Origin of the sequence: Cohnella sp. AR92 (assembly GCF_003990975.1) — a bacterium.
GTDB lineage: Bacteria > Bacillota > Bacilli > Paenibacillales > Paenibacillaceae > Cohnella.
The window spans coordinates 158,412-182,662 of the sequence record NZ_RZJR01000010.1; the positions used below are offsets into that span (position 1 = coordinate 158,412).

General features: G+C 57.1%; 21 protein-coding genes and 1 pseudogene. 12 read left to right on the top strand and 10 right to left on the bottom strand.

Annotation, left to right across the window (positions count from 1 at the left end; translation table 11 throughout):
• Positions 1-48: 48 nt before the first annotated feature.
• The 3 genes from ELR57_RS17980 (at position 49) to ELR57_RS17990 (ending at position 2,041) form a co-directional block, all read left to right on the top strand.
• On the top strand, positions 49-480 hold the full coding sequence (locus ELR57_RS17980; protein ID WP_126960465.1) for a hypothetical protein: 432 nt from the start codon (positions 49-51) through the stop codon (positions 478-480).
• Positions 481-666: 186 nt separating this feature from the next.
• Positions 667-1,260 (top strand): RNA polymerase sigma factor, encoded by a 594-nt coding sequence (locus tag ELR57_RS17985; protein WP_126960466.1) that lies wholly within the window; start codon positions 667-669, stop codon positions 1,258-1,260.
• A complete protein-coding gene (locus ELR57_RS17990) occupies positions 1,241-2,041 on the top strand; it encodes a DUF4367 domain-containing protein (RefSeq protein ID WP_126960467.1) in 801 nt (266 codons plus the stop codon). The genes ELR57_RS17985 and ELR57_RS17990 overlap by 20 nt, the downstream gene beginning before the upstream one ends.
• A 66-nt stretch (positions 2,042-2,107) precedes the next feature.
• On the opposite strand, the gene ELR57_RS17995 is transcribed toward ELR57_RS17990, so the two are convergent.
• From ELR57_RS17995 to ELR57_RS18010, 4 genes are all read right to left on the bottom strand, one after another.
• Positions 2,108-2,584 carry a hypothetical protein gene (locus ELR57_RS17995; protein WP_126960468.1) on the bottom strand — a complete coding sequence of 159 codons (477 nt, stop codon included), beginning with the start codon at positions 2,582-2,584 and terminating at the stop codon, positions 2,108-2,110.
• 246 nt (positions 2,585-2,830) lie between these two features.
• The gene (locus tag ELR57_RS18000; protein ID WP_238162584.1) at positions 2,831-3,841 is read right to left on the bottom strand and encodes an iron-hydroxamate ABC transporter substrate-binding protein; all 1,011 of its coding nucleotides are present in this window, start codon (positions 3,839-3,841) and stop codon (positions 2,831-2,833) included.
• Between the two features lie 170 nt (positions 3,842-4,011).
• The gene (locus tag ELR57_RS18005; protein WP_238162597.1) at positions 4,012-4,359 is read right to left on the bottom strand and encodes a transporter; all 348 of its coding nucleotides are present in this window, start codon (positions 4,357-4,359) and stop codon (positions 4,012-4,014) included.
• An 80-nt stretch (positions 4,360-4,439) separates the two neighbouring features.
• Entirely contained in the window at positions 4,440-4,766 is a 327-nt protein-coding gene (locus tag ELR57_RS18010; protein WP_126960470.1) for a hypothetical protein, read from the bottom strand.
• A 141-nt stretch (positions 4,767-4,907) separates the two neighbouring features.
• Here ELR57_RS18010 and ELR57_RS18015 point away from each other — a divergent pair, with 141 nt between their 5' ends.
• Both ELR57_RS18015 and ELR57_RS18020 read left to right on the top strand, forming a co-directional pair.
• Positions 4,908-6,290, top strand: coding sequence for a dipeptidase (locus ELR57_RS18015; protein WP_126960471.1), 1,383 nt, complete (start codon positions 4,908-4,910; stop codon positions 6,288-6,290).
• 103 nt (positions 6,291-6,393) lie between these two features.
• On the top strand, positions 6,394-7,044 hold the full coding sequence (locus ELR57_RS18020; protein WP_158630058.1) for a GntR family transcriptional regulator: 651 nt from the start codon (positions 6,394-6,396) through the stop codon (positions 7,042-7,044).
• 234 nt (positions 7,045-7,278) lie between these two features.
• On the opposite strand, the gene ELR57_RS18025 is transcribed toward ELR57_RS18020, so the two are convergent.
• Both ELR57_RS18025 and ELR57_RS18030 read right to left on the bottom strand, forming a co-directional pair.
• Positions 7,279-10,251, bottom strand: coding sequence for a DEAD/DEAH box helicase (locus tag ELR57_RS18025; RefSeq protein ID WP_126960473.1), 2,973 nt, complete (start codon positions 10,249-10,251; stop codon positions 7,279-7,281).
• Entirely contained in the window at positions 10,248-11,876 is a 1,629-nt protein-coding gene (locus ELR57_RS18030) for an SWIM zinc finger family protein (RefSeq protein WP_126960474.1), read from the bottom strand. The genes ELR57_RS18025 and ELR57_RS18030 overlap by 4 nt, the downstream gene beginning before the upstream one ends.
• A gap of 212 nt (positions 11,877-12,088) precedes the next feature.
• Between ELR57_RS18030 and ELR57_RS18035 the strand changes: the two genes are divergently transcribed.
• Both ELR57_RS18035 and ELR57_RS18040 read left to right on the top strand, forming a co-directional pair.
• A complete protein-coding gene (locus ELR57_RS18035) occupies positions 12,089-12,478 on the top strand; it encodes a MerR family transcriptional regulator (RefSeq protein WP_126960589.1) in 390 nt (129 codons plus the stop codon).
• The gene (locus tag ELR57_RS18040; RefSeq protein WP_126960475.1) at positions 12,456-12,779 is read left to right on the top strand and encodes a thioredoxin family protein; all 324 of its coding nucleotides are present in this window, start codon (positions 12,456-12,458) and stop codon (positions 12,777-12,779) included. Before ELR57_RS18035 ends, ELR57_RS18040 begins: the two co-directional genes overlap by 23 nt.
• Before the next feature lie 92 nt (positions 12,780-12,871).
• Here ELR57_RS18040 and ELR57_RS18045 read toward each other — a convergent pair whose 3' ends face one another.
• Positions 12,872-14,029, bottom strand: coding sequence for a ParB/RepB/Spo0J family partition protein (locus ELR57_RS18045; protein WP_126960476.1), 1,158 nt, complete (start codon positions 14,027-14,029; stop codon positions 12,872-12,874).
• A gap of 156 nt (positions 14,030-14,185) precedes the next feature.
• On the opposite strand from ELR57_RS18045, the gene wrbA reads away from it, so the two are divergent.
• From wrbA to ELR57_RS18075, 5 genes and pseudogenes are all read left to right on the top strand, one after another.
• Positions 14,186-14,800 (top strand): NAD(P)H:quinone oxidoreductase, encoded by a 615-nt coding sequence (gene wrbA / locus ELR57_RS18050; protein ID WP_126960477.1) that lies wholly within the window; start codon positions 14,186-14,188, stop codon positions 14,798-14,800.
• Between the two features lie 206 nt (positions 14,801-15,006).
• Positions 15,007-16,794: a sensor histidine kinase gene (locus tag ELR57_RS18055; RefSeq protein ID WP_126960478.1), complete on the top strand. Its 1,788-nt coding sequence runs from the start codon at positions 15,007-15,009 to the stop codon at positions 16,792-16,794.
• Between the two features lie 35 nt (positions 16,795-16,829).
• Complete coding sequence (locus ELR57_RS18060; protein WP_126960479.1) at positions 16,830-17,585, top strand: response regulator; 756 nt, start codon at positions 16,830-16,832, stop codon at positions 17,583-17,585.
• A 155-nt stretch (positions 17,586-17,740) separates the two neighbouring features.
• Positions 17,741-19,096, top strand: coding sequence for an ABC transporter substrate-binding protein (locus tag ELR57_RS18065; RefSeq protein ID WP_238162585.1), 1,356 nt, complete (start codon positions 17,741-17,743; stop codon positions 19,094-19,096).
• A 489-nt stretch (positions 19,097-19,585) separates the two neighbouring features.
• A pseudogene (locus ELR57_RS18075) lies at positions 19,586-20,730 on the top strand (IS3 family transposase).
• A gap of 348 nt (positions 20,731-21,078) precedes the next feature.
• On the opposite strand, the gene glnA reads toward ELR57_RS18075, so the two are convergent.
• The 3 genes from glnA to ELR57_RS18090 all read right to left on the bottom strand — a co-directional run bounded on the left by glnA (position 21,079) and on the right by ELR57_RS18090 (position 24,251).
• Positions 21,079-22,410, bottom strand: coding sequence for a type I glutamate--ammonia ligase (glnA, locus tag ELR57_RS18080; protein ID WP_126960483.1), 1,332 nt, complete (start codon positions 22,408-22,410; stop codon positions 21,079-21,081).
• A 31-nt stretch (positions 22,411-22,441) separates the two neighbouring features.
• Positions 22,442-22,861 (bottom strand): MerR family transcriptional regulator, encoded by a 420-nt coding sequence (locus tag ELR57_RS18085; protein WP_126960484.1) that lies wholly within the window; start codon positions 22,859-22,861, stop codon positions 22,442-22,444.
• A 136-nt stretch (positions 22,862-22,997) separates the two neighbouring features.
• Positions 22,998-24,251 carry a methionine gamma-lyase family protein gene (locus tag ELR57_RS18090; protein ID WP_126960485.1) on the bottom strand — a complete coding sequence of 418 codons (1,254 nt, stop codon included), beginning with the start codon at positions 24,249-24,251 and terminating at the stop codon, positions 22,998-23,000.

The window sequence follows — 24,251 nt, forward strand, 5'->3', positions numbered from 1 at the left end:
AAGGGGGTTAATTAGTTAGACCGATCGATAAGGAGCAGAGTTGAGCCGATGGAGAGGAATCCTGCGCTGTTCAATAATCAAGAATTAGGCGAGAGGCGGAACGGGAAACCGGAGGAGAAGCCGATCCGGTGGGATGACGATACGATTCCGGGTTTCCCGTTCAAGGTCGCCGATGTAAGCGGAGCCGCCCAACGAATGGTTGTCTATAAGAACGCAGACCTGTCTATTGAATTGTCTATCCGAATTGCCTATAGCGAATATGATCTGGGAGAGGAACTGCTATGCTGGAACGGTCTCTCCTCTGCCGGAGATCCGGCTTCTTCGACTGCCGCGCATGTGGATATCGGGATCTATAGTCATCGCAACTATATCGTCACCGTTATTCAGAAGTCCGTCCGCGACGCGAGCCCGGAAGTAACGAGAACAGCGGCGCTGACCGTCCTTCGGAGAGTCGCCGGTAAACAAGCGGCCCTGATATAGAATGCTCTCCGCCTTCTAGCAGACAAGCCAAGAATGCCATGCCTCAGCGCCCCCTATTCTTTTTGTCATTTTGGAATAAATAGATACAACATAAGACAAAAGGATCATGTATAATTCTATAGTAGGGCGATGTGAGATTAGGTAATAGGCAACTTGGCGGTCAGGCGGAAGGGAGCATCTATCGGAATGGCGAGTCCACTTATGCTCCTCATGGCGGAGGACTTCGAGGGGATGTCCCCATCTATCCAGAAGGAGATCTTTCGGGAGTATTATGAGCTTGTCTACGGGTTAATTATCTATCTGGTGAAGGACCATGCGACGACGGAGGACCTCATTCAAGAAACATTCCTCCACGTTCTGAAGAAGATGCCTTCGATCGATAGCGAAGTCAAGTTTAAAGGCTGGATTCGAACGGTGGTCAAGAATCGAGTCTATACATATCTAAAGAGAAATCGGAAAATCCGAGACGAGATGGCCGATGACCGTACGGTTTTTCTGGACAACCTGGTCTTCGTCAGCCCGATGGGCTCGACGGAATCGGAGATCGAGCTGAAGATCATGACGGAAGAGATCGGCCGATGTCTGCAAGAGCTGAAGCCCGAATACCAAGCGCTCATTGAGTTGAGATGGAAGCAGGAGCTCAGTTACAAAGAGATGGCGGCTATGCTGGATACGAACGAGTCCACGGTCAAGCATAAGCTCCATCGGGCAAGAGAAGCCGTGAAGAAGAGATTCGTTAAGTTGTGGGGGGAGCAAGCGGATGCAAGACGAATTCGATAACCTGTTCGATGCCGCGTTCGCTGAAGCTGCCAAGAAGCAGACCCTCGCGCCAAGCTCCGACCCGTTATGGGAGAAGACGCAACGAGCATTAAGGAAGCGCCGTACCCGGAGAAATCGACTGAGAAGCTTGCCGCTGATCGCGTTTTCCTTCCTGCTCGGTGCGCTTCTTTTCGGTACCCCCATGGCTTCCGATGCGTTCAGTCCGTTCTTCCAGGAAGTCAAGTCGTTACCGGGTGGAGTGGTCAAGGTCATCTTCGGGTCTTCGTCCGGCAAGGAGATCGATGCGAAGACGGCGCCTCCCCCGGAATTTGAAGCTCCTCCATTGGTTAATTCGGATGGCATTCCGGAAGGAATGGAAGTTCCGAATTCGCGGCCCCGTTCCGAGAACTTCTCCGGATGGGAAGAAATCCGATCGTTGTACGACGGGATAGCTCCGGATAACTCCACGATTCCGGAAGGCTACAAGCTTCTTAAGGTAGAAGCCAAATTCGACTCCAAGAGCGGGGCTCTTCTAATGGCGACTGGGATCTATCAATCGGACGCAGGGAGCCTGTTTACGATCATGACGTTCAAAAGAGAAAAGAATGAAGTCTTCAATTCGGAATACAAGGAAACAGACGGGACGTTGGAGAAGCTGAAAATCCATGGCTATGAAGCGTTTCTCTTCATCACATTGGATGGAACCTCGAGCCTGGAATGGGTGACCGGAAGCTGGAGAATCGCGATTGTCGGTCAATTGCAACGCGATGAGCTGATCGAGATCGGCAAAGGAATCCAATAGAGAGAAGGCCGTGCCTGCAGCTAATCGATTCGCTGCGGGCACGGCCTCTCTGCTTCTAGGATCGCCTTAGCCGACAAGCAGGCTGCTCGTATAGGCCACGGCCGACTCGGTCGTGGCTCCTTGCTTCGCATAATGAGTAACCTTGCCGCGATAATAGTAACCGGAAGGGGTCGATAGGTTGGCAAAGTCCGAGAAGTTGCTGCTATTGGCTGCCTTGATCGTGACGGCCGACCCTATATCTACCCAATCCGAGCCGGTCCATCGTTGCAGCTGAATGACCGCTCCCAATTCGGAGACGACGGACTTCGATTGCGTAACCGCGCTAATCTTCGACGTCTGGTTGCCATTATCCGTCATTCCTACATTCGAATACGAGAGGTACGTATATCCCGTATAGGATGTGTAAGGGATGACCTCGACCGGAGGCGCGGATGTTAACGGCATTGTCGCGGCCCGAGCGATTGGCGAAGCCCAGAAGAAAGCAAGGGCGGCGATCATAAAGGTCATAAGCAACGGGCGGCGAAGCGGCTGCAAGCTGGACATGGGGAACTCCTCCAATCATCATTGAATTCACCATGTAAACACTGGAACCAAGACGGAAGTTGCATGGTTTATCGAAAAAAAGAAAATAAAGTCGAATAATTGGGGAATAGATCGAATGAGTAGGAGCGATTCGCCCTATCTTCCTCTTAATCTAGCGTGCCGAATGGATGATCGCCGATTGCTTCTCGTGGAACGACAGAAGCCGAGGCTGCGTCTTAATGCAGCCTCGGCTTCATGGGGAGGGGCTTATTTGACGACGCTCTTCAGGACGTTGTCGATGATCTGGCTGTTGGCGATGGTACCCGTATAGAGCCAGCTCGTCTCCGGGCCGAACTCGTAGACGTGCCCGTTCTTGACCGCCGGAATGTTCTGCCAGACCGCGCTCTTCAGCTCTTCGCTAGCCGCGCCGTCGCTGTTGATCAGGAAGAGATGATCCGCATCCAGCGTAGCGAGCTTCTCGAGCGAGACGGCCCGCCAGTTGCCCGTCCCTTCCGCCGAGATCTCCTTCACGAGATTCGGAACGTTCATGCCGAGATCGCCGTACAGCACGGCGCCGGCGGACAGGTCGTCGCTGACCATGTAGAAGTTCTTGGCGACGAGCCAGATCGCGGCGGCGGATTGCGTGCCGATGGACGCTTGGATCTTCTCCTTCGCATCCTTCGCCTTGGCGTCATAGCCGTCCAGCGCCTGCTGGGCTTCCGAGCTCTTGCCGAGAACTTCGCCCACCTTCAGAAGCTCCTGTCTCCAGTCGTTGTTCTCCTCCGCGCCGACGACATAAGTGGGAGCGATCTTGCTGTATTGGGCGTACTTATCGCCTTCGACCAGAGAAGCGGAATCCATGATGATCAGGTCCGGCGAGAAGCTGGCGACTTCCTCGAAGGGCAGGTCGTAGGAGATCTTGGGTACGTCTTTGAGGCTGCTCTGGAGGTAATCTTGAATGCCGTTCGGCACCGACCATTGAGCGGCCGGAGTAACGCCCAGCGCGACAAGGTTGTCTTCCAGGTAGGAAGCGATAATGCGCTGCGGATTGGCGGGGATCGTCACCTTGTTGCCGAGAGCGTCGGTCAAAGTGCGGTCCGCCGCCGGAGCGGACTCGGAAGCGGATGGAGAAGCGGCGGCGGAAGCCGGCGCCGATGCGCTTGGAGACGGCGATTCCCCCGCGTTATTGTTATTGTTGCCGCATGCGCCGAGAACGGTCGCGATCGCGAGCAGCCCCGCCGCTGCGGCAGCTCTTTTTTTACCTTTGCGTGTAAGCACAGTGAATCCCCCTAGAATCTTGTTTGTATCGGTTCCTCGTTCAATGGAGTTTATGATAACAATTCTCATTATCAATATCAATACTTTTTTGGATTGTTGCGCAAGATGACATACATAAGAAAATCCTCCCCAGAAAGATTCTGAGGAGGATGAATATACCGAATTTCCTATTAGAAACAGCTGAAGGAAGAAATTTGTCTCAGGTCAAGGCCGGAGAACACCCAGTTCCTGCCGGTCCAGCGAAAGCCGGAGACCGAAGTGCGGCCGACGAAGACGGGGTAGAACCAGAACCCGGGTCCGAAGGTCGGCCAGATGTAGGTGTTGCGGAACAAGCAGAAGGAGATCGCTCCGGGGTCGACTGCAAGCGGGGTAGCGGCGGGCTTCGGCGGGGGAGATAGAGGCGGCGGTGCGGTAGGGGGCTGGGCTCCTTGCCCGCCGATTGGCGGGGCAGGAGGCGGCGGGGTCCCTGGCCCGCCGAATGGCGGCAATTGAGGGCCAACAGGCCCAAACGGAGGCATAAAGGCCAAACCAATTCACTCCTCGTCGGGTTTCGGATATCGTTGCTTCCATTCACGTTGCGGCTTAGGCGTCGACTTTTTTATAACAAAGAGATGGTCAGCAAATTAAACAAAACAAGCGGAAGAACGAAGTTGCTGTAGGGATTGGCGGCAGGAAAGGCACCCGGGAAAAAGGCTCGGGAGTGCCCTTCCGTCGACAGCCTCAGGTAAAGGATTCCTTTGTCGCAATGGGCGATATGGCCTTCGAACACGTCGCCGTCCGTCGTCTCCACCTTGACCAGCTTATGCGTATGCGGCAGGCAGAGGCGGTGGACATGATCTTGCAGGGACTTCAGGTGCTGAACCAATTGGGGCTCCGGCCGATAAATGACGGTGGGCTCGGAACGCTCGGCAACAGGCAAGCTCATTGGATTAACCTCCGATCGTTCAAGCGTAACTTGGAAATATTGTATGCGAATGCCCAGCCAGGGGTGATTGGAGAGTCGCATCGCAAGCGCAACAGTGGTAAAATCGATGAAGAGATCGGCAAGGTGAAAGGGGTAAGCGCGTTGAGCAACTATGAACGATATTTCGCCGACAAGCGGGAGGAGCACTTGAGCGAGTTGAAGGAATGGCTGTCCATTCCCAGCATCTCGGCCCTCTCCGAACATAAGAAAGATATCCAAGCAGCGGCAAGCTGGCTGGCGGACGCCTTGAAGCGCGCGGGAATGGAGACGGTGGAGATCCTGGAGACGAAGGGGCATCCGATCGTCTACGCGGAGCGCATGAAGGCTCCCGGCCGTCCGACTCTGTTGATATACGGACATTACGACGTTCAGCCGGTCGACCCGCTGAATCTATGGACGACGCCTCCGTTCGAGCCCGACATTCGAGACGGCAAGCTGTACGCCCGCGGCGCAACGGACGATAAAGGCCAGCTGTTCCTTCATATTAAAGCGGTGGAGGCGATTCTCCGCGAGGAAGGCGAGCTTCCGGTCAACATCAAGTTCTGCATCGAAGGGGAAGAAGAGATTTCCGGCGAGAGCCTTCCCGAGTTCCTGAAGGCGAACAAGGAGAAGGTGGCGGCGGATGCGGTCATCATCTCCGATTCTTCGCTGCTGGAGCCTGGCAAGCCGTCGATCTGCACGGGGCTGCGCGGGTTGTGCTCGCTGGAGGTAACGGTGTCGACGGCGAAGACGGACCTGCACTCCGGACTGTACGGAGGGGCGGTTCCTAATGCGCTTCATGCCCTTATCTCGCTACTGGACACCCTGCACGACGAGAAGGGGAGGGTGACGGTCGAAGGCTTCTATGAAGGAGTGCCGGAGCTGACGGACCTGGAGAAAGCCGATCTGGCCAGCTACAATCCGGACGAGAAGAAGCTGGCGGCAGACCTCGGACTCGACGCTCTCTATGGCGAGGAAGGCTTCTCGTTCACGGAGCGCACCGGCGCAAGGCCGACGCTGGAGCTGAACGGAGTATGGGGCGGCTTCCAAGGAGAAGGAACGAAGACCGTCATTCCGAAGGAAGCGCACGCCAAGATTACCTGCCGTCTCGTCGGAACCCAGGATCCGCAGAAGACGCTGGACCGGGTGGAGAGCCATCTGAAGGCGAACGTCCAGAAGGGAGCGAAGGTGCGCGTCGAGCAAGGCGAGAGAGCGAACGCCTTCACGTGCGATCCTTCCGATCCGATGCTTCAACTGGCCGCCGACGCTTACGAAGAAGTGTACGGCAAGCGCGCGGTGTTCACGAAGGACGGCGGGTCGATTCCGGTCGTAGCCACCTTCTCCCGCGTGGTCGAAGCCCCCGTCGTGATAATGGGCTTCGGCCTCCCGGACGAGAACCTGCATGCGCCGGATGAGCACTTGAATCTGGTTAACTTCGACAAGGGCTTGCTGACTCTCGTTCGGTATTTGCACAAGACGGCGAAGGTGGAGCCCTCCCGGAAGTAAAAGAGGCATTAGGATTTTAACGAGGCGCAGTTCCCCCGAGAATAGAGGATGGGGGACTGTGCCTGATTGATGCAGCGACTATAGGAAGATGGGATCGGGGACAATGGTGAATCGAGTAGATACTCACGAATTCGGGGAGTCGCTCCCACAGCAGATTTACAAGATGATCTTGAAGAAAATCATCGCCAAGGAGATCAAGGCGGGGGAGAAGATCGTCGAGGAAGACATCGCCCGCGAATTGAACACGAGCCGCGCTCCGGTACGCGAAGCGCTCTATTTGCTTCAGATAGACGGCATTGTCGAGCGGCTTCCGAGACGGGGAACCGTGGTCAAGACGTTCTCGGAGAAGGAGATCGAGGAATACAATCGGGTCGCCTTGGAGCTGATTCGGATCGCGATCGATTATTCGCGCGAGAAGTGGAACGAGTCGAATCGAGCTCAATTGGCCCAGTACGCGGACGAGGTCCAGGCGGCCTTCGAACGGCAGGACGTGATCGAATACGAGACGATTGCCGGCTATATGCTTCTGTTTATTTTCCGCGTGGCTGACAACAAAGCGTTGATCCGGCTGTACGAGACAGCGATGAATATCTTGGACGTATTCGTGCAGGTTCGTTGGACCCGGCGTTTGATGGGCAGCTTCCATGCCAAGCTGGTCGACCTGCCGGCGGCGATTCTGGAGTCGGACTTCGAGAGAGCGAAGCAGGCGGCCCGGGAGGCGCTGGACGAAGGGGTCAATCTATCGGAGGCTTAAGCGGGAACGGAGGCATAGGGAGAAGGGGAAAATGGAACCTTTGCCTCGGGGATGAAGATACGGAAAATTCTTAGTATCGTCAAACTCTTAACAAATTGTCGACAATCGACTATAAATTCCGGTCGATGACGGCTTCCTCAGCTTCAAGACGAAATAAGCAGACGGGAATATAGAGGATTTGGCAGACAAAGGGCAGCCGCGAACATGCGCGGCTGCCCTTCTTGGCGTTGCGGCTTAGAATTCGGCGCTGCTCCTCCGCAGAGTGAACAGATCCTTCAGCTCCTCCGTTGAGAGCTCGGTGATCCAGCCTTCGGAAGCGGAGATGACGTTGTCGCTGAGCTGCTGCTTGCTCTCAAGCATCTCGTCGATTCTCTCCTCGAGGGTGCCGAGCGCGATGAATTTATGAACCTGCACATCGCGCGTCTGGCCCATCCGATAAGCCCGGTCGGTCGCTTGATTCTCGACGGCGGGATTCCACCAACGGTCGAAGTGGAACACGTGGTTCGCCGCCGTCAGGTTGAGGCCGACTCCCCCGGCTTTAAGAGACAGGATAAAGACGTTCGGCTGCTCCTCGGGCGGGAGAGTCCGCGATTGGAAGTTCTCGACCATCCGGTCGCGGGCGGTCTTCGAGGTGCTGCCGTTCAAGTAAAGGACGGGCTCTCCCAGCTCCTGCGACAGAATCCTCTGCAGCATCTCGCCCATCCCGATGTATTGGGTGAAGATGATGCAGCGTTCCTCCTCCTCGCGAACCTCTTTGACCATGGCCAGCAGCCGCTCCAGCTTGGAGGAACGGGAAGCGATCCGTTCGGCGTCGAGTTCTTCCTTGCCCGTCTCGGCATTCGGCTGCAGCGGCAGCGACTCCTGCAGAAGCAGGGCGGGATGATCGCACAGCTGCTTGAGCTTGGTCAAAGCGGACAGAATCGCTCCCTTCCGCTCGATTCCCTCGAGCTTCTTCATTCGCTCCATCAGCTCGTTGACCGTCTGGTCGTAGAGGGCGGCTTGCTCGCCGGTCAGATTCACGTAGGTCTTCATCTCGTTCTTCTCCGGCAGATCCAGCTGAATAGCGGGGTCTTTCTTCTTGCGCCGGAGCATGAACGGCTTGACCAGCTTCTGAAGGTCGGCGGTTCGCCGCGGGTCCTTCTCCTTCTCGATGGGATTCGCGAATCGTTCCTGGAATCCCTTGGCGGTGCCGAGAAAACCGGGGTTCATGAAGTCGTAGATCGACCAGAGCTCGGACAGCCGGTTCTCGATCGGGGTGCCCGTTAGGGCGATGCGATGCCTGGCTGGGAAGCTGCGTACGGCGGCGGATTGCTTCGTCTGCGCGTTCTTGATGTTCTGCGCCTCATCCAGGCAGACCGCGCCCCAATGGTATTCGCTCAACCATTCCTGGTCGAGGGAGGCCGTCGCGAAGGAGGTGAGGACGACATCCGACTCGGATGCGGCGGCGAAAAAGTCGTCGTTCGTCAGTCTGCGGCTTCCGTAATGGAGCATGGCGCGAAGCGAAGGAGCGAACTTGGCGAGCTCCTTCTGCCAATTGCCGAGCACGGAGGTCGGACAGACGATGAGCGATGGCGCGCCGCCGCTCGAGTTCTCCTTCCGGTGAAGCAGGTAGGAGATGAGCTGCACGGTCTTGCCCAGGCCCATATCGTCGGCCAGGCAAGCGCCGAGCCCGAAGCTTCCCAGGAAGACGAGCCAGGAGAAGCCGTCGCGCTGATAGCCGCGAAGCTCGGCCTTCAGGCCGGCGGGAGCGGCCAGCTTCGGCCATTCCGACTGCTGGTTGAGCTGGCGGAACAAGCCGAGAAGCTGCTCGTTCAGCACCACCTCCAGCTCGAAGCGTTGAGCTCGCTCCTCGGGGGATTCGGGAGCCTCCGTCCCGTCGGGAACGGAAGAGGCTTCCGTCTCCTGGGACAGCAGGTGAAGCTGAAGCACGTCCTGCAAGCTCAAGCCTTCGGAGCGGTCCATCCCTTCCATCGCGCGGTTGATCTGAGCGAGCAGGGCGGGATCGAGCGGAATCCATTGGTCGCGGAATTTCACGAGGCGCTGCCCGGAAGCGACCAATTCCTTGAACTCGGCTTCGGACAGCTCGGCATCCCCGATGGAGACGCGCCAGTCGAAGTCGATGATGGAATCGAGGCCGAACATCGAGCGGCCGCCGCGCCCCTTCTCTTCGCCGCCGTTCACCTTGGCGCGAAGCTTCGGTTTCTTCCGGCTGGCGGCTTCCCACCAAGCCGGAAGGAGCACGATCCAGCCGGCGTCGATCAGGCTCCGGCTGTCCGCGGTTAGGAATTGCCACGCCGCCTTGTCATCCAGCGGCGCGGCAAGGACATCGTCGCCGCGGGCGGAGATGCGCGGCAGCGGCAGGGTCGCGCGCAGCCGTTCCAGCCAGCCGGCGCAGCGTTCCTGCACGTACGGCGTCCAGCTCTCGGGCCAGGCGCCGAACGCTTCGCCTTTGTCTGACAGTTTGGCGCGATAGACGGAAGCCGCTTGCTGCTTATCCTGCAGGACAAGCCGCAAGCGCCACTGCGTATGTGATTCCCACGGCTCGATCAGTTGCAGCGCGGGACGGAAGGGGGCCGTGTCGGTTCTCCAGCCGATGGACAGGAGCCATGCGTCTGAATCCATGCCCTTGGCGGAGCCCGACCGGTTCGAGACGAACAGGGCGGGGAATTCCCGGCGCAGGTCCGCATCCGCTTCTTCCGTCCCGTAGTGCATGGAATAGACCGAAGCGGAGAAGGCGGCGGCGATTCCTCGTCGGAAGCCATCGTCAAGAAGGCGGTCGGCCAGAAGCGCTTGCTCCTCCAATTCGAGCCCTGATTCGTCCCAGTTCCATTCGAGCTCGCCCGACTCGAAGGCGGACAGGCTTGGGGCGTAACGCTTCTCCTCCAAGCACCTGGCCAACAGCGGAGCCAGCTCGATCAGGTCGGCGGCCCGCTCCTCCCACGCCCAGGAGATGTGCTTGACGGCTTGGCTCCGGTCCGCGAAGAAAGGGATGACCTGCTCGGCGGGCAGCAGCACCATCTCCGTCTCTCCGGCGGTCTGGATCGTCAGCTCGGTGCCGAAGAGAGAAGGGACATGCCAGGCGAACAGGCGCTGCTTAAGCGTAAGTCCCGGAACGAAGCTGAAGCTGTCGTTCGCGCCGTAGATGAGCGCGTCGCCGAACTCCGTCAGCATCAGATTCACTTTTATCGTATCCATCAGCTTGGTCATGGAATTAACTTTCCTCTCCTGAGCTCCTCTTGCAGGGCGCGAAGCCGGCTGTGCCGGAAGGTGAAGGCGGCGATGAACAGCTCCCAGCGCTCCTCCAGCTTGAGCTTCTTATAGATCTTGGAGATTCGCTTCAGCATCTTCACCGCTTGCTTGTAGCCGCTCCGGTTCTTCTGCAGGATGCAGCGCTCCACCGCCTGGTGGTAGAAGGGCAGCAGCAGCTCGGGAGCTTCCTTCTCGATAGGCTGCAGCTCGCTGACCCGAAACTCGAGCGGATCGCTTCCCATGCTGAGCTGGCAATCCATCCACTCTCGCCATTTTCCATGCTCGATCAGCTTCTGCTCGTACATTCGCCGCGTGCCGGGAAGCATGCTCACGAGCATCTCCCACATCTGCTCTTCGGCTTCGGGCCGCTTCTTAGCGACGGATTCCCAGAACCCGAAGTAATTGTCGAATACGCCTTGGGTGCGGTTGCCCAGCAGGGGGCCAATGACCTTCAGCCAGACGACCATTCGCTCCCACTGCTCGTGATGCTCCAGCTCGGCTGGATAATAGAGCAGCTCGTAGGTGAGATAGCCCTCGAGAGTAGACACCTGGCGCAGCAGTACCCAGGCCTCAGGGTCCTCTCCCAGGTAGAAGTGCATGCGCGCGCGAGCCAGCAGCCAAGGAGTCCGCTGCAGCGTATCCCCGAACTCGTCCTTCCCGGCTTCCAACCGAGCGAGTTCCTCGCGCAGCAGCGTCGGTTCTGCCCCCAGATGAGGGCTGACCCAACTGGCCCACAGCTCGTAGTAGCACGGACCGTAGCAGAGCCGATCCTTCGGCCGCTCCTGAAGCATTCCGCGGCGCAAGTAGTCGATCGACTGCTTCACCCGCGTCCATTGCTCCGGTTCTTGCTCCAGCGGCAGCCGCTTGTCGAAGTAATCGACGATGCTCTGCTGCAGCTCGGAAGCGGCAAGATCGGTGTTATAAGGAAGGTACGAGCCGAAATGATGCTCGGACGAACGGTAAGGATTCATCAGCTTGGCCAGTACGAACAGGCGGGCATGCATCTGGAACAGCATCTCGACCGCAGGCGTCAGCTCGGGCTTCGGATCGAGCACCGCCCGCAGGGCGCTGGCCGCGTATTGCGGATTGCGGTGCATATTCTCATAGGGCTGAACCGCCAATTGGAACCATTCGTTCCACTCTTGCACGCTCATCTCGGGGATGCGGAGCGCCTGCTGCTCCAGGACGTGCTGCTCCTCGCTTCTGCGAACGATGGACAGCTTCGACGAAGCATTAGCCTTCATCGCGAGGGAGGAGCGGGCGTTCACCAGCTCGTGCAGAGGAGCATTATACTCCTCGGCGAAATCAAGCAGCAAAGCGGCCATATGCTTGCAGCCGCCCTGAACCGGACAAGTGCAGGCGCTCTTCGGCAAGCTGTCCAGCGACAGCTCGACCCGGTAGTCCTCCGACCCGCGGACAATCGCGAGAAGGCGGTCGCCGCTCTCTTCGCCCGGAATCCGAGACACCTTGCCCTGCTTGAAATATTGATAGCCGCGTTTAAGCGTCAGGTCGTCGAAGAACGACGCCGCTCTGCGGACCAAGTCGTTCCATTGTTGTTCGGTGATCGAATCGGAAGGTACCATCGTGCAATCTCCTGATCTTTTATTGGTTCTATTATAGCATGTCTTGGGAGAATTCCGGTTCGGACGTTAAGCGGGAAAATGATCGAGGTCTGCCGAATAGGTACCTAAGGAGTGGAATCGCAAACAAGGAAAATAGGTTTGAAAACGGGGTTGACTCTGCCATTGATGTCAGGGTGTATGCTAGGGACATCAGAGGGAAAGGGGGTGTCGTTCTGAGAATAGGGGAGCTGTCCAAGGCGACCGGAGCGAGCGTCCGATCGCTGCGGTATTACGAGCAGAAAGGGCTTCTGACGGCGTCGCGCGAGGTCGGAAGCGGGTATCGGGAGTATCATGCCTTCGCTATCGAACAAGTGAATACGATTCGCTTGTACTTGTCGCTTGGCCTCAGCACCGAGCAGATCGCGGGCTTCCTGCACTGCGTGATGAAGAGCAAGGAAGCGTTCTGCGCCGAAGTCATGCCCGTGTACGAGCAGAAGCTGGCCGAGATCGAGGAACAGCTTGCCCTGCTCGGCGCCATCCGCTCCAATCTGATCGAACGAATCGCGTCGATTCGGGAAGAACAGAAGGAGGAGAGCAAGCATGTCCTTGACGGTGCTGAATAAAATGGAGGATTTGAACGGGCTAACGAAAGCGAAGGTGGCGGTCGTGGAGTTCGGAGCGGTATGGTGCCCGCCGTGCCGGGTGCTTCTGCCGTTGCTCGATGAACTGGCGGCAGAGTATGGCGAAGCCGTTAACTTCTCTAAGGTCGATGCCGACGAGTCTCCGGAGCTGGCTTCGGCCTTCGGGGTCATGAGCATGCCGACCGTCGTCTTCTTCAAGGACGGAGAGCCGACCGACAAGCTTGTCGGCCTCCGCCCGAAGCAGGCGTACCGGGAGGTCATCGACCGGCTGGCTCGGGCGTAAGGGTTCGCTTCGCGGGCGGTTCCCGAGGCTGGAATGAGATTCGAATAGGAACGAGAAAGGAGCAGCAGAGGGGACTCTGCTGCTCCTTTCTATTAGGATAGGCGAGCGTTGATCGCCGCCCGCAGCTTGCGCCATTCGGCGATCTGCTGCTCGAAGCCGCCGATCAGGCGGTCGATGTCGTCTCCGAGGTTGGCCAACTGGTCGTACCTCAGGCTGTCGAGGCTCGGCAGATCGTCGCCTTCCAGGGCGGCGGCGGTCGGAATCGCCTCGAGCAGGCGGACGATCTCTTGCTCGACGATGGCGACCGGCAACTGGCCGCGCGGCGTTCTCGCGCTGGAAGACGCGGGCTCGTCCGCCGAAAGCTCGACGACCGTCGGAATCTCGAACAGCGGCGCTAGAAGGGGTTCCGACGCTTTGGAAGCCGCCGTACCATTGCCGACGGCTGCTCCATCCGCGTCCGCGCTTCCCGCCGCTTCCTCTTCGGCCAGCCTAGCCGCCTCCTCGGCTTCGGCTCGCTCCTTCTCCCGCTTGGCGCGTTCCTTTCGGTTGTGCTCGAAGGTGGACCACGTCTCCAGCAGCTCGTAGCCCGACTTGTAGAGCAGCTTGCTCTTCAAGCCGTCCGAGATGCCGGGATCCTTGAACAGCTTGGCAATCCGCTTGATGTCCGGAACGGGGGTCTCGTCCCGGGCGAAGGTGAGCGCCAGCGTATCGCGATATTCCATCGGCAGATCCTTGAGCGGAAGCAGTTGATCCTCGGTCAGCTTGTCCTTGCGGATCTCGGAGCCCGAGACGATCAGCTTCTTCACGGCGATTCCGAACTTCAGCAGCTCCAGCTTGTTCTTAATGTAGTTCTCCGGCTTGCCGAGCTTGCCGGAGAGGAATTTGATCGAACAGCTGAACTTCGGGTTATTCAGCATTTTGTCGAAGGCTTCGGCCTCTTCGATCGGGGAGAAGCCCTCGCGCGTCAAGTTCTCGGCGATCTGCTCCAAGTAAATCTCCGTTTCGTCGGTCACGTGCGAGACGATGCAAGGAACGGTCTCAAGGCCTAACATGGTGCACGCCTTGTAGCGGCGATTCCCATAGATGATCTTGTATCGCCCATTCGGCGTTGTCCGGACTTTAATTGGAGAGAGCAGTCCAAGCTCTCCGATGCTGTTCATGAGTTCTTGTAGGGCATCGTCGTCGAACTGGTACCGAGGCTGGTCGGCATCTTCGTCAATCAGGCCGATGCGAATATTCCGAATATCCATTAGGCTATGATCTCCTCGAAAAATTTACATTTATAAATAAATTATATCTTAGTCTTTAAGGGGTGCAAATATTAACAATCAAGAATAAAGACTCGGCCTAATGCGCATACCATTGTAAGATTACCTATCCATGACCACAAAGGAGCATGAAAGTGAATGGCAAACGTAAAGCTGGCCGTCATCTATTATAGTTCGACGGGAACCAATTATCAGCTGGCGCAATGGGCTTCGGACGCGGGCAAGGAAGCGGGCGCGGAAGTCAAGCTGCTGAAGGTTCAGGAGCTGGCGCCGCAGGCCGCGATCGATTCCAATCCGGGCTGGAAAGCGCACTCGGAGGCGACGAAGAACGTGCCGGTAGCGGCTCCCGCGGACCTGGACTGGGCGGACGCGATCATCTTCAGCGTGCCGACGCGCTTCGGGAACGTGCCGAGCCAGATGAAGCAGTTCCTCGATACGACGGGCGGCTTGTGGGCGCAAGGCAAGCTGGCCAACAAGGTCGTCAGCGCGATGGCGAGCGCGGGCAATCCTCACGGCGGCCAGGAAGCGACGATTCTGGCGCTGCATACGACATTCTATCACTGGGGAGCCATTATCGCCGCTCCCGGGTTTACCGATCAATCGGTCTACACGGCGGGAGGCAACCCGTACGGGACAAGCGTCACCCAGAAGCAGGACGGAACGATGGCGGAGGACGTCCAAGCCGCGGTCAAGCATCAAGCGAAGCGCACCGTCACGGTGGCGGGCTGGGTCAAAGCCGGCCTAGGCGGCTGACCGCATCGTTCCCGCAGCCAGAGCATCATCCTCAATGGGCCTGCGCCTTTACCGGCGCGGGCTTTTCTATTTTCTCCCAGAATAGAACGATTTGATGTTTCGCCCCCGTCGGAGCCCTACATTTTTATGCAAATGGAGTCATTCGGCTTCGAGGCAGGACCGGGATGCTATAATGGTAGCATCCTAGAGCAGAGGAGGCGCGCGCGATGCGGAGCCTGCTGTCCCGCCTGGTCCCCCACTCGCTGAAGTACAGGATCTTCGCCGTGTTCGCCCTGATCATCCTGTTGCCCTTCAGCTTGTTGAACCTGTATAACTACCAGAAGATCGAATCGCTCGTGCAGAAGAAGATCAGCGAGCAGAGCCACGAACAGCTGGACAACCTGCATCGTTCCCTGGACGACCAGTTAAGCATCGCGTTCAAAACGCTGATCTTCCTCGAGCAGGACTCGGATGTCCGGACCATCCTGCAGTTCCCGGCCCGCGACAACGTTCTTGCCAACAAGGAGCTCATCGAAGACAAGTTCAAAGGGCTGAACAACAGCTTTTTCCTCTATAATCCGTCCGTCTACTATACGCTTCTGGACCTGAACGGGAATGTCTACTCTTCCTACCCGCCCAGGTATCCGCTCGATTACGATCAGATCCTGGCCAACCCTCATTTCTCCGAGATGAAGGAGACGAACTCTCCTTATCTATGGGTGACGGACGACGAGAACTACGTATCCCGGGATATCACGAGGAGCCCGACCCTGCTCTCTCTCTATTCGGAGCTGCGCGACAACCGCAACCGGACCTACGGCTACGCCAGAGTCAGCATCGACTTCTCGTTCTGGTTCCAATCGACCCAGCAGAATTCCGCCAGCGACCAGGCTTATTTCATTCTGACCCATAAGGGAGAGCTGATCGCCCGGTCGGAGCCGGCATCCGAGCTGACCGCCGGGGCCATCGAGAAAGTGTCGCTTGCGCCGGAGAATGGCTATTGGATCGACAAGGAACAGGATTCCCTGGTGAACTACAGCTATGTGTCGTCGCTAGACTGGTATCTGGTGAACCGCATTCCTCTCAACATTCTTTTTAACGAGATCGAGACGCTTAAGAAGCAATACTTCGTCACCTTCTACGGCATAACGGCCGCCTTCATCGCGGTTGCGTTCATGATCGCCCATGCGTTCACCCGCCCGCTCGCCCATCTGATGAAGAAGATGAGAGACGCCGTTCGCAAGGATCTCCGGACCCGCCTGCCCGAGAAGAATTACAAGGGAGAGATCCTGGAGCTGACGCGAACGTTCAACGCGATGATGGTGGACATGAACGGGTTGATCGGGCGTCTCAAGGCGGAGGAGAGGCAGAAGGACGCGGTTCACTTCCAGATGCTTCTCGCCCAGATGAATCCCCATTTTCTGCTCAATACGCTGAACACGATGAAGTGGATCGGGATGAGGAACAAGAACGAAGAGATCGTGGAGATCTGCCTGTCCCTGGGCAAGCTGCTCGAGACCAGCCTCAATTCGGAAGTCGACCTGATCCACCTGCAAGACGAGATCGACCTGACGAAGGCGTTCATCTATATCCAGCAGATCCGCTACAGCAACCGGTTCGAGGTGGAATTCAGCTGCGAGGAGGGCATTCTGTACGCGCTCGTCCCGAAGCTCAGCCTTCAGCCGCTCGTCGACAACGCGATCCGCCACGGCATCGGCAACATGGCCGAAGGGGGCCGAATTCGCATCCGGGTCGGACTCGGAGGAGAGAACGGCGATCTCTTGGTGCTGGAGGTCGAGGACAACGGCGTCGGCATCGAGAAGTCGAAGCTGGCCCAAGAGGGCCGCAAGCGTCCGGGGATCGGCCTGTCGAACGTGCGGGAGAGGCTTCGCCTGCTGTTCAAGGACAAGGGAGAGCTCGAGACGATTCCGCTTGAGCAAGGAACGCTGTTCCGCATGAATCTGCCGCTGCTGCTGTCCGAGCCGTACGGGGGCAACCGTCAGATTATCTCGTAAGGATTGTTGGATTCTTGGAAAAAGGGGAGAGAGCGATGTGGAAAGTCCTGCTGGTGGAGGATGAGACGTTCGTTCGGGAATCGGTGCGGGAGAGCATTCGTTGGGAGGACATGGGCTTCACCCTGGCGGGAGAGGCGAGCAACGGGGAAGAAGCGCTGCGGATGATCAAGAACGAGCCGCCCGATCTCGTGCTCTGCGACATCGTCATGCCGCAGATGGACGGCCTGGCCCTCCTGAAGGAGACGAGAAAAGCCGGCATCTCCTCGAAGTTCGTCATGCTTACATGCATCGGCGATTTCGAATCGATGCGGCAGGCGATGGAATACGGAGCTTCTAACTATATCCTGAAGCTGTCGATGAGCGTGAAGGACCTGAGAGAGACGCTCGGCAAGATCGATGCGGAGCTGAAGAGCGCCTCGGCCGCCGCTTCCTCTCCTTCGACTGGAGCAGGCGGCTCGCTGCAAGACAAAATTACGCATCCCGAAGTGAACAAAATCATTCGATATATAGAACAAAACTACGACCAGGACATCACGCTGAAGTCGTTATCCCAATACGTCATGATGGGAGAGAACTACGTCAGCGCCCTGTTCAAGAAGAAAACAGGAGAGACGCTCATCCACTACCTGCATCGGGTGCGGGTCGGGAAGGCAATCGAGCAGTTAAAGAACACGGAGCTCCCCGTGAACCGGATCGGACAGAACGTGGGGTTCATGAACGACAACTATTTTATCAAGATTTTTAAGCGGATGACGGGCACGACTCCGAGCCAATATCGCCTGACCCGATAGAACGATTATGCAGGCCGCGAAGCCGGAAGAGGCTGCGGAATTGCATGGTTCTGTTCCATGGACATCATGATTCTGTTCCTTCCGGCGCTCCCTCCCGTCTTGCTATCCTTAGTTTGCAGCAATCAAATCGAGATCGCACAGGGAGGTCAACGCTTGTGAGAAAGAAAAGCTGGTTAGCGGGAACGGCATCGCTCGTACTCGTATCGGGCTTGTTAGCCGGATGCGGCGGCAATAACGGCAACGCGAAAGTGGAAGCGCCTTCATCCGCGGGGGCATCGGCTCCGGCATCGGCATCGGCTTCGGGCAAACCGGGAGACGTCGTCAAGCTGAAGATGTGGGGAGGCGTTCCTCCGGAATCCGGACCTCAGGCGGTCGTGGACAATTGGAACAAAGAGCATCCGGAGATTCAGGTGGAGTACGTGCGTTACGTCAACGACGACGAAGGCAACTTGAAGCTGGATACGGCTCTGATGACGGGGCAAGACGTCGACATCTACGTCAACTACACGATGAGCCAGGCGCAGAAGCGCGTGGAATCCGGCTTCTCGATGGATCTGGGCACGTTCACGGACTATAACATCGATGAGAAAATGGGTGCGGACGCGGCCAACTGGAAGATCGACGGCAAGTACTACGGCATGCCGACGACGATGAGCTCGTACTTCGTCGCGCTGAACAAGGACGCCTTGGACGCAGCCGGCCTGGCGGTTCCGACGGAGTGGACGTGGGATGATCTTCGCGAATACGCGAAGAAGCTGAAGAAGGGCGACGGGTACGGCTTCATCCAGAACACCGAGCCTTATGCGGATCCGCTCGATTCGGCGCTCTCAAAGGACGGCTATACGAAGGCCGACGGCACGTCGAACCTGGACGACCCGCTCGTCAAGAAATGGCTGGAGACGCTGAACGGCATGATGTACGACGACAAGACGACGCCTCCGCTCGGCGAGCAGCTGACGAGCAAGATGCCGGTCGAGCAGATGTTCCTCAGCGGCGAAGTTCCGATGCTCAACATCGGCGCCTGGCTGCTCCGCAGCTCCAACAACTTCACGGACTATCCGCGCGACTTCAAGATCGCTTTCGCTCCGGTGCCGAGGCTGATGGACAACCAAGCGGATTACATCACGCGCGGCGGCCAGGGCGACTTTATCTCCATCAACTCGAAAGGCAAGAACACGGCTGCCGCATGGGAATTCCTGAAGTGGTACGCGGACGGAGGCATGGCTCCGATGGCGGCCGGCGGACGCGTTCCGGCTTCGAAGGACGCCGACCGCGACGCCGCTCTGAAGAGCATGCTCGGCGACAAGCCGGAGACATATGACGAGGCTTCCCTGATGTACGTGACCTTCGAGGACGCAACGCCGAAGTTCGTTCGCTCCGTGCCGCAAGAGGTCGTGGACCTGCGCTCGCAGGAGTACGAGAAGTACTTCCTCGGCTCGCAGTCGCTGGAAGATACGCTTAAGGCCATGGTTTCCCGTCATAACGACTATTTGAAGCAGAACGCGAAGTAAGGAAATTAGAGGGAATGGAGAGGGATTGCCGCCAGCGCGGCGATCCCTTTTTTTGTTGCTATGGCTCCTCTCCCATTCGCTCAGTAATGAGCTTCGCTATGGCTCCTCTCCCATTCGCTCAGTATCGCGGTCCACTATACCGCCTCTCCCGTTCGCTCAGTAGTCACTTCGCTAAAATCGACTAACGGAGGCACAAAGCGCCGGGTAGCAGAGAGATAGTCGAAAAAATCGACTAACGGAGGCATAAAGCGCTGGGATGCGAGAGAGATAGTCGAAAAAATCGACTAACGGAGTCACGGAGCGCCGGGTTGCGAGGGAGATAGTCGAGAAAATCGACTAACGGAGGCACGAAGCGCCCGATTGCGAGGGAGATAGTCGAGAAAATCGACTAACGGAGGCATAATGGATGTAGTCTAGAAAGTAGACACGCTGTAACAGCGACCTGCTACAATAAAATCACTAAAAAGGTCGAGGTGTGTCATGGGCGATATCCGTCAGCATTTTGATGATGAGTTTAAGCGTCAAACGATTAAACACATGCAAGAGAACGGTAAAACACCAGCTGAAGTTTCTAAAGAGCTGGACATTCCCGTAAGCAGCATTCGTGCATGGAGAAAAAAGTTTKCTAATGCCGGAGAAAAATCGCAGGTGTTTGTTGATTATGAAAAGCTGAAAAAGCTTGAAGAACAAAACCGCGAGTTGCAGGAGGAACTCGAGATCTTAAAAAAGGCGATGCACTTCTTCACCAAAAGCCGAAACTGATTTACGCGTTCATTCGCAAATACCGCTTCCAGTTTCGTGTCGAGAAGATGTGCGCTGTCATGGGTGTTTCCCGAAGCGGCTACTATAAGTGGGYAAATCGTAAACCAAGCGATCAAGAGAAGCTTCGCAAGAAGCGTATGAAGCGAATTCAGCATCACTTCTACGCCTTTAAAAGACGATATGGCAGCGATAAAATCGCGGCTAAATTGCGTGAAGAGGGCGATGTTGTTGCGCCAAAGACCGTCGCCAACCTGATGAAGGAAATGGGACTACGTTCCTGCACGGTSAAGAAATACAAAGCAACCACGAACTCCAACCATAAYCAACCGGTTTATGAGAACGTGCTGAACCGTGGCTTTAAGGTKCAGGCGCCGAACAAAGTATGGGTAACGGATATTACCTACATTGCCACTCTTCAAGGTTGGGTCTATCTTGCCAGCGTAATGGATCTTTACTCTCGAAAGATCGTGGGCTGGGCGCTTGGAGAGCGGATGACCAAGGAACTTGTACTTGARGCTTTCGATAAGGCCTGTGAGCGTCAAAAGCCAGCTGCAGGCCTTATCCACCATTCGGATCGCGGCTCTCAGTATGCCTCAGCAGAGTACCGGGAACGGTTAACGAAAAACAACATGATAGGCAGCATGAGCCGAAAAGGGAATTGCTATGACAATGCCTGTATTGAGGCATTTCATAGTGTGATAAAGAAAGAGCTCATTTACCAAACCAAATTTAGAACTCGTAAACAGGCCTATGATGCCATTTACGAGTACATCGAGTTGGAGTACAACCGCATTCGCATCCACTCGACCATTAGCTACTTAACTCCTCATGCTTGCGAGAAAAAGTACTACGAGCAACTCCAGGGAGCGTAAAGTTGTGTCCACTTTCTTGACAGAGGTACACGATTGAGCTTCCGTCGGGACGATAGTCGACTACTTCGACTATCGGTGCTCTCGATCGAGCTACCGGCGGGAAGTTAGTCGATTTTCTCGACTATCGGCGCTCCCGATCGAGCTTCCGGCGGGACGTTAGTCGACTATTTCGACTATCGGCGCTCTCGATCAGGTTTTCGGCAGGGCATTCGGTAAGCAGAATCGCCTTCGGCGGGTCAAGGTAAGCAGCAGCGGCCAGCTAGGGAGGAATTTATCCTTTCTGTTACTCAAACCAAAAAACCACCCCAAGCCTTCGCTTGGGGTGGTTCCGTTCTAAAAGCATCGCTATTAGTAAGTGGTCATGTACTGATCGCGTTCCCATTGGTGGATCTGGGTGCGGTAAATGTCCCACTCGATCTCCTTCATCTCGTAGAAGTGGCTGAGCGCGTGATCTCCCAGCGCCTCGCACACGACTTCGTCGCGGAGCAGGTCGCCCAGCGCTTCGTGAAGGTCGCCCGGCAGGCTCGGGATGCCGGCTTCTTCGCGTTCCTCTTCCGTCATCACGTAGATGTTGCGATCGACGGGAGCCGGAAGCGGAGTCTTCTTCTGAATGCCGTCCAGGCCGGCTTTCAGCATGACCGCCAACGCGAGGTAAGGGTTCGCGGCCGGGTCCGGGTTGCGGACTTCGACGCGCGTGCTGAGCCCGCGGGACGCCGGGATTCGGATCATCGGGCTGCGGTTGCTCGCCGACCAAGCCACGTATACCGGAGCTTCGTAGCCCGGAACGAGTCGCTTGTACGAGTTGATCGTCGGGTTCGTGATCGCCGCCATGCCGCGAGCGTGCTTGAGGATGCCGGCCATGAACTGGCGGGCGGTCGTGCTCAAGCCGATCTTGTCGTTCTGCTCGAAGAACGCGTTCTCGTTGCCGCGGAACAGCGACAAGTGGCAGTGCATGCCGGAACCGTTCACGCCGAACAGCGGCTTCGGCATGAACGTCGCATGCAGGCCGTGCTGTCTGGCGATCGTCTTGACGACGATCTTGAACGTCTGGATCTGGTCGGCCGCGCGAATCGCATCCGCGTACTTGAAGTCGATCTCGTGCTGCCCCGGAGCGACTTCATGGTGGGAAGCTTCCACTTCGAAGCCCATCTCTTCGAGCATAAGCACGATATCGCGGCGGCAGTTCTCGCCCAAGTCCGTCGGCGCAAGGTCGAAGTAACCGCCTTGGTCGTTCAGCTCGTTCGTCGGGTTGCCCTTCTCGTCCGTCTGGAACAGGAAGAATTCCGGCTCCGGTCCGACGTTCATCGTGCTGAAGCCCATCTCTTCCGCTTCCTGAAGCGCGCGCTTCAGAATGCCGCGAGGGTCGCCCGCGAACGGAGTTCCGTCCGGCATGTAGACGTCGCAGATCAAGCGGGCGACGCGATCTTCCGTCACCCAAGGGAAAACGACCCACGTATCCAAGTCCGGATACAGGTACATGTCGGATTCCTCGATGCGCACGTAGCCTTCGATCGAAGAGCCGTCGAACATCATCTTGTTGTCCAGCGCCTTAGGCAGCTGGCTGACCGGAATCTCCACGTTCTTGATGATGCCCATCAAGTCCGTGAACTGCAGGCGAACGAAGCGAACGTTCTGTTCCTTAGCTATTCTCATAATATCTTCGCGAGTGTAATTGCTCATGACATCCTCCTTGGATTAGGCGGAACCCGGATTATTTGTTCTTGAAGAAGCGCGAGAGCTCGCCCTGAATAAGCGATACCTGACCCGGGCGCTTGTTGCCTGCCATCAGCTGCTGCTTCAGCAGACGATGGAGCTGAGAATCCGTCATCTCGCGGCGCTTGACCTCGGATTGCTCGCTGATGATCGTTCCGTCGTCGGCGCCTTCGCCGACCGGGTTCATCACCTGCTTGATCCCCGCGATATTGACGCCCTTCTCGATGAGCGCCTTGATCTCCAACAGCCGTTCTACATCATTGAAAGAGAACATCCGTTGGTTCCCTGCCGTCCGGGCGGGCTGGATTAACTCGTGCTGTTCATAATAACGAATTTGCCGGGCTGTCAGGTCCGTCAGCTTCATGACGATACCAATTGGGAATAACGCCATATTCCTTCTTATCTCATCGCCAGCCATACGTATCAACCTTCCATTAAGACACTTTGTTTTGTAACCTCTTCCATTGTAACTTCATTCCACAAACGTGTCAATGAATGTAAGGTTTAATTACGGAATTCAATGCCGATTTTCGTCGATCCGACGCCCATTTTCATCAAAGCAGATTTTTGCCCTGCATGTCCTCTATCACCTGACGTACCGCTAATTTAACATGAGCGTACGTTAGCCCGCCTTGCATGAAGGCTATGTAAGGTTCGCGAATCGGAGCGTCGGCGGACAGCTCCAAGCTCCCTCCTTGAATGAAGGTTCCGGCAGCCATGATGACAGGGTTCTCGTACCCCGGCATGTCCCACGGCTCGGGAACGACGTGAGAATCCACGGCAGCGGCGCGTTGGACGGCTTGGACGAATGTTATCAAATGTTCCGCCGAACGGAAGCGGATCGCCTGAATCAGGTCGGTGCGCGGATCGTTCCAACGCGGATGGGTCTCGAACCCGAGCCGTTCGAACGCGCTTGCGGCGAACACGCTGCCCTTGACCGCCTGCGAGACGAGCAGCGGAGCGAGGAACAAGCCCTGGAAAATCGATCGGGTCGTGCCGAGCATCGCGCCAACCTCGGCACCGATCCCCGGAGCTGTCAGGCGGTAAGCGGCCAATTCGACGAGATCCCTGCGCCCGGCAATATAGCCGCCGCTGGATGCGATCCCGCCTCCCGGGTTCTTGATCAGAGAGCCGGCGATCAGGTCGACTCCGACCTCCGTCGGCTCCCGCTCCTCGGTGAACTCTCCATAACAGTTGTCGGCGAAAATAATCGCATCGTTCTTGAGCATCCGGAGCTTCTTAACCATCTCGTCAATCTTCTCGATCGTAAACGATGGTCTCCAATCGTAGCCCCGGGAGCGCTGTATCGCGAATACCTTCGTGCGCGGAGTGGCCGCCGCCGCGACGGCATCCCAATCGACTTCCCCGTCCGGCATCAGCGGCACGAAGGTAAAGCCGACTCCCCAGTCGGCAAGCGAGCCTGTCCCGTCGCCCGGAGACCCAAGCACTTTGTGCAGCGTATCGTAAGGCTTGCCCGTCACGAACACGATCTCGTCCCCCGGACGGAGAACGCCGAACAGCGCGATGCCGATCGTATGCGTCCCCGAGACGAGATGCGGACGGACGATGGCCGCTTCCGCGCCGAACACGTCCGCATACACTTCGTCCAGCACCTCGCGGCCGCGGTCATTGTATCCGTAGCCGGTCGATGGATTAAAGTGGAAGTCGCTTACCTTGTGTTTCTGGAAAGCCTTGATGACCTTCCATTGATTGCGCTCGGCAATCTCGTCGACCTCGTTCAATCTAGCTCTCGCCGCATTCTCCGCATCTCTCGCGAAGCTTTCCCAATTTCCATTCCAGTTACTCAT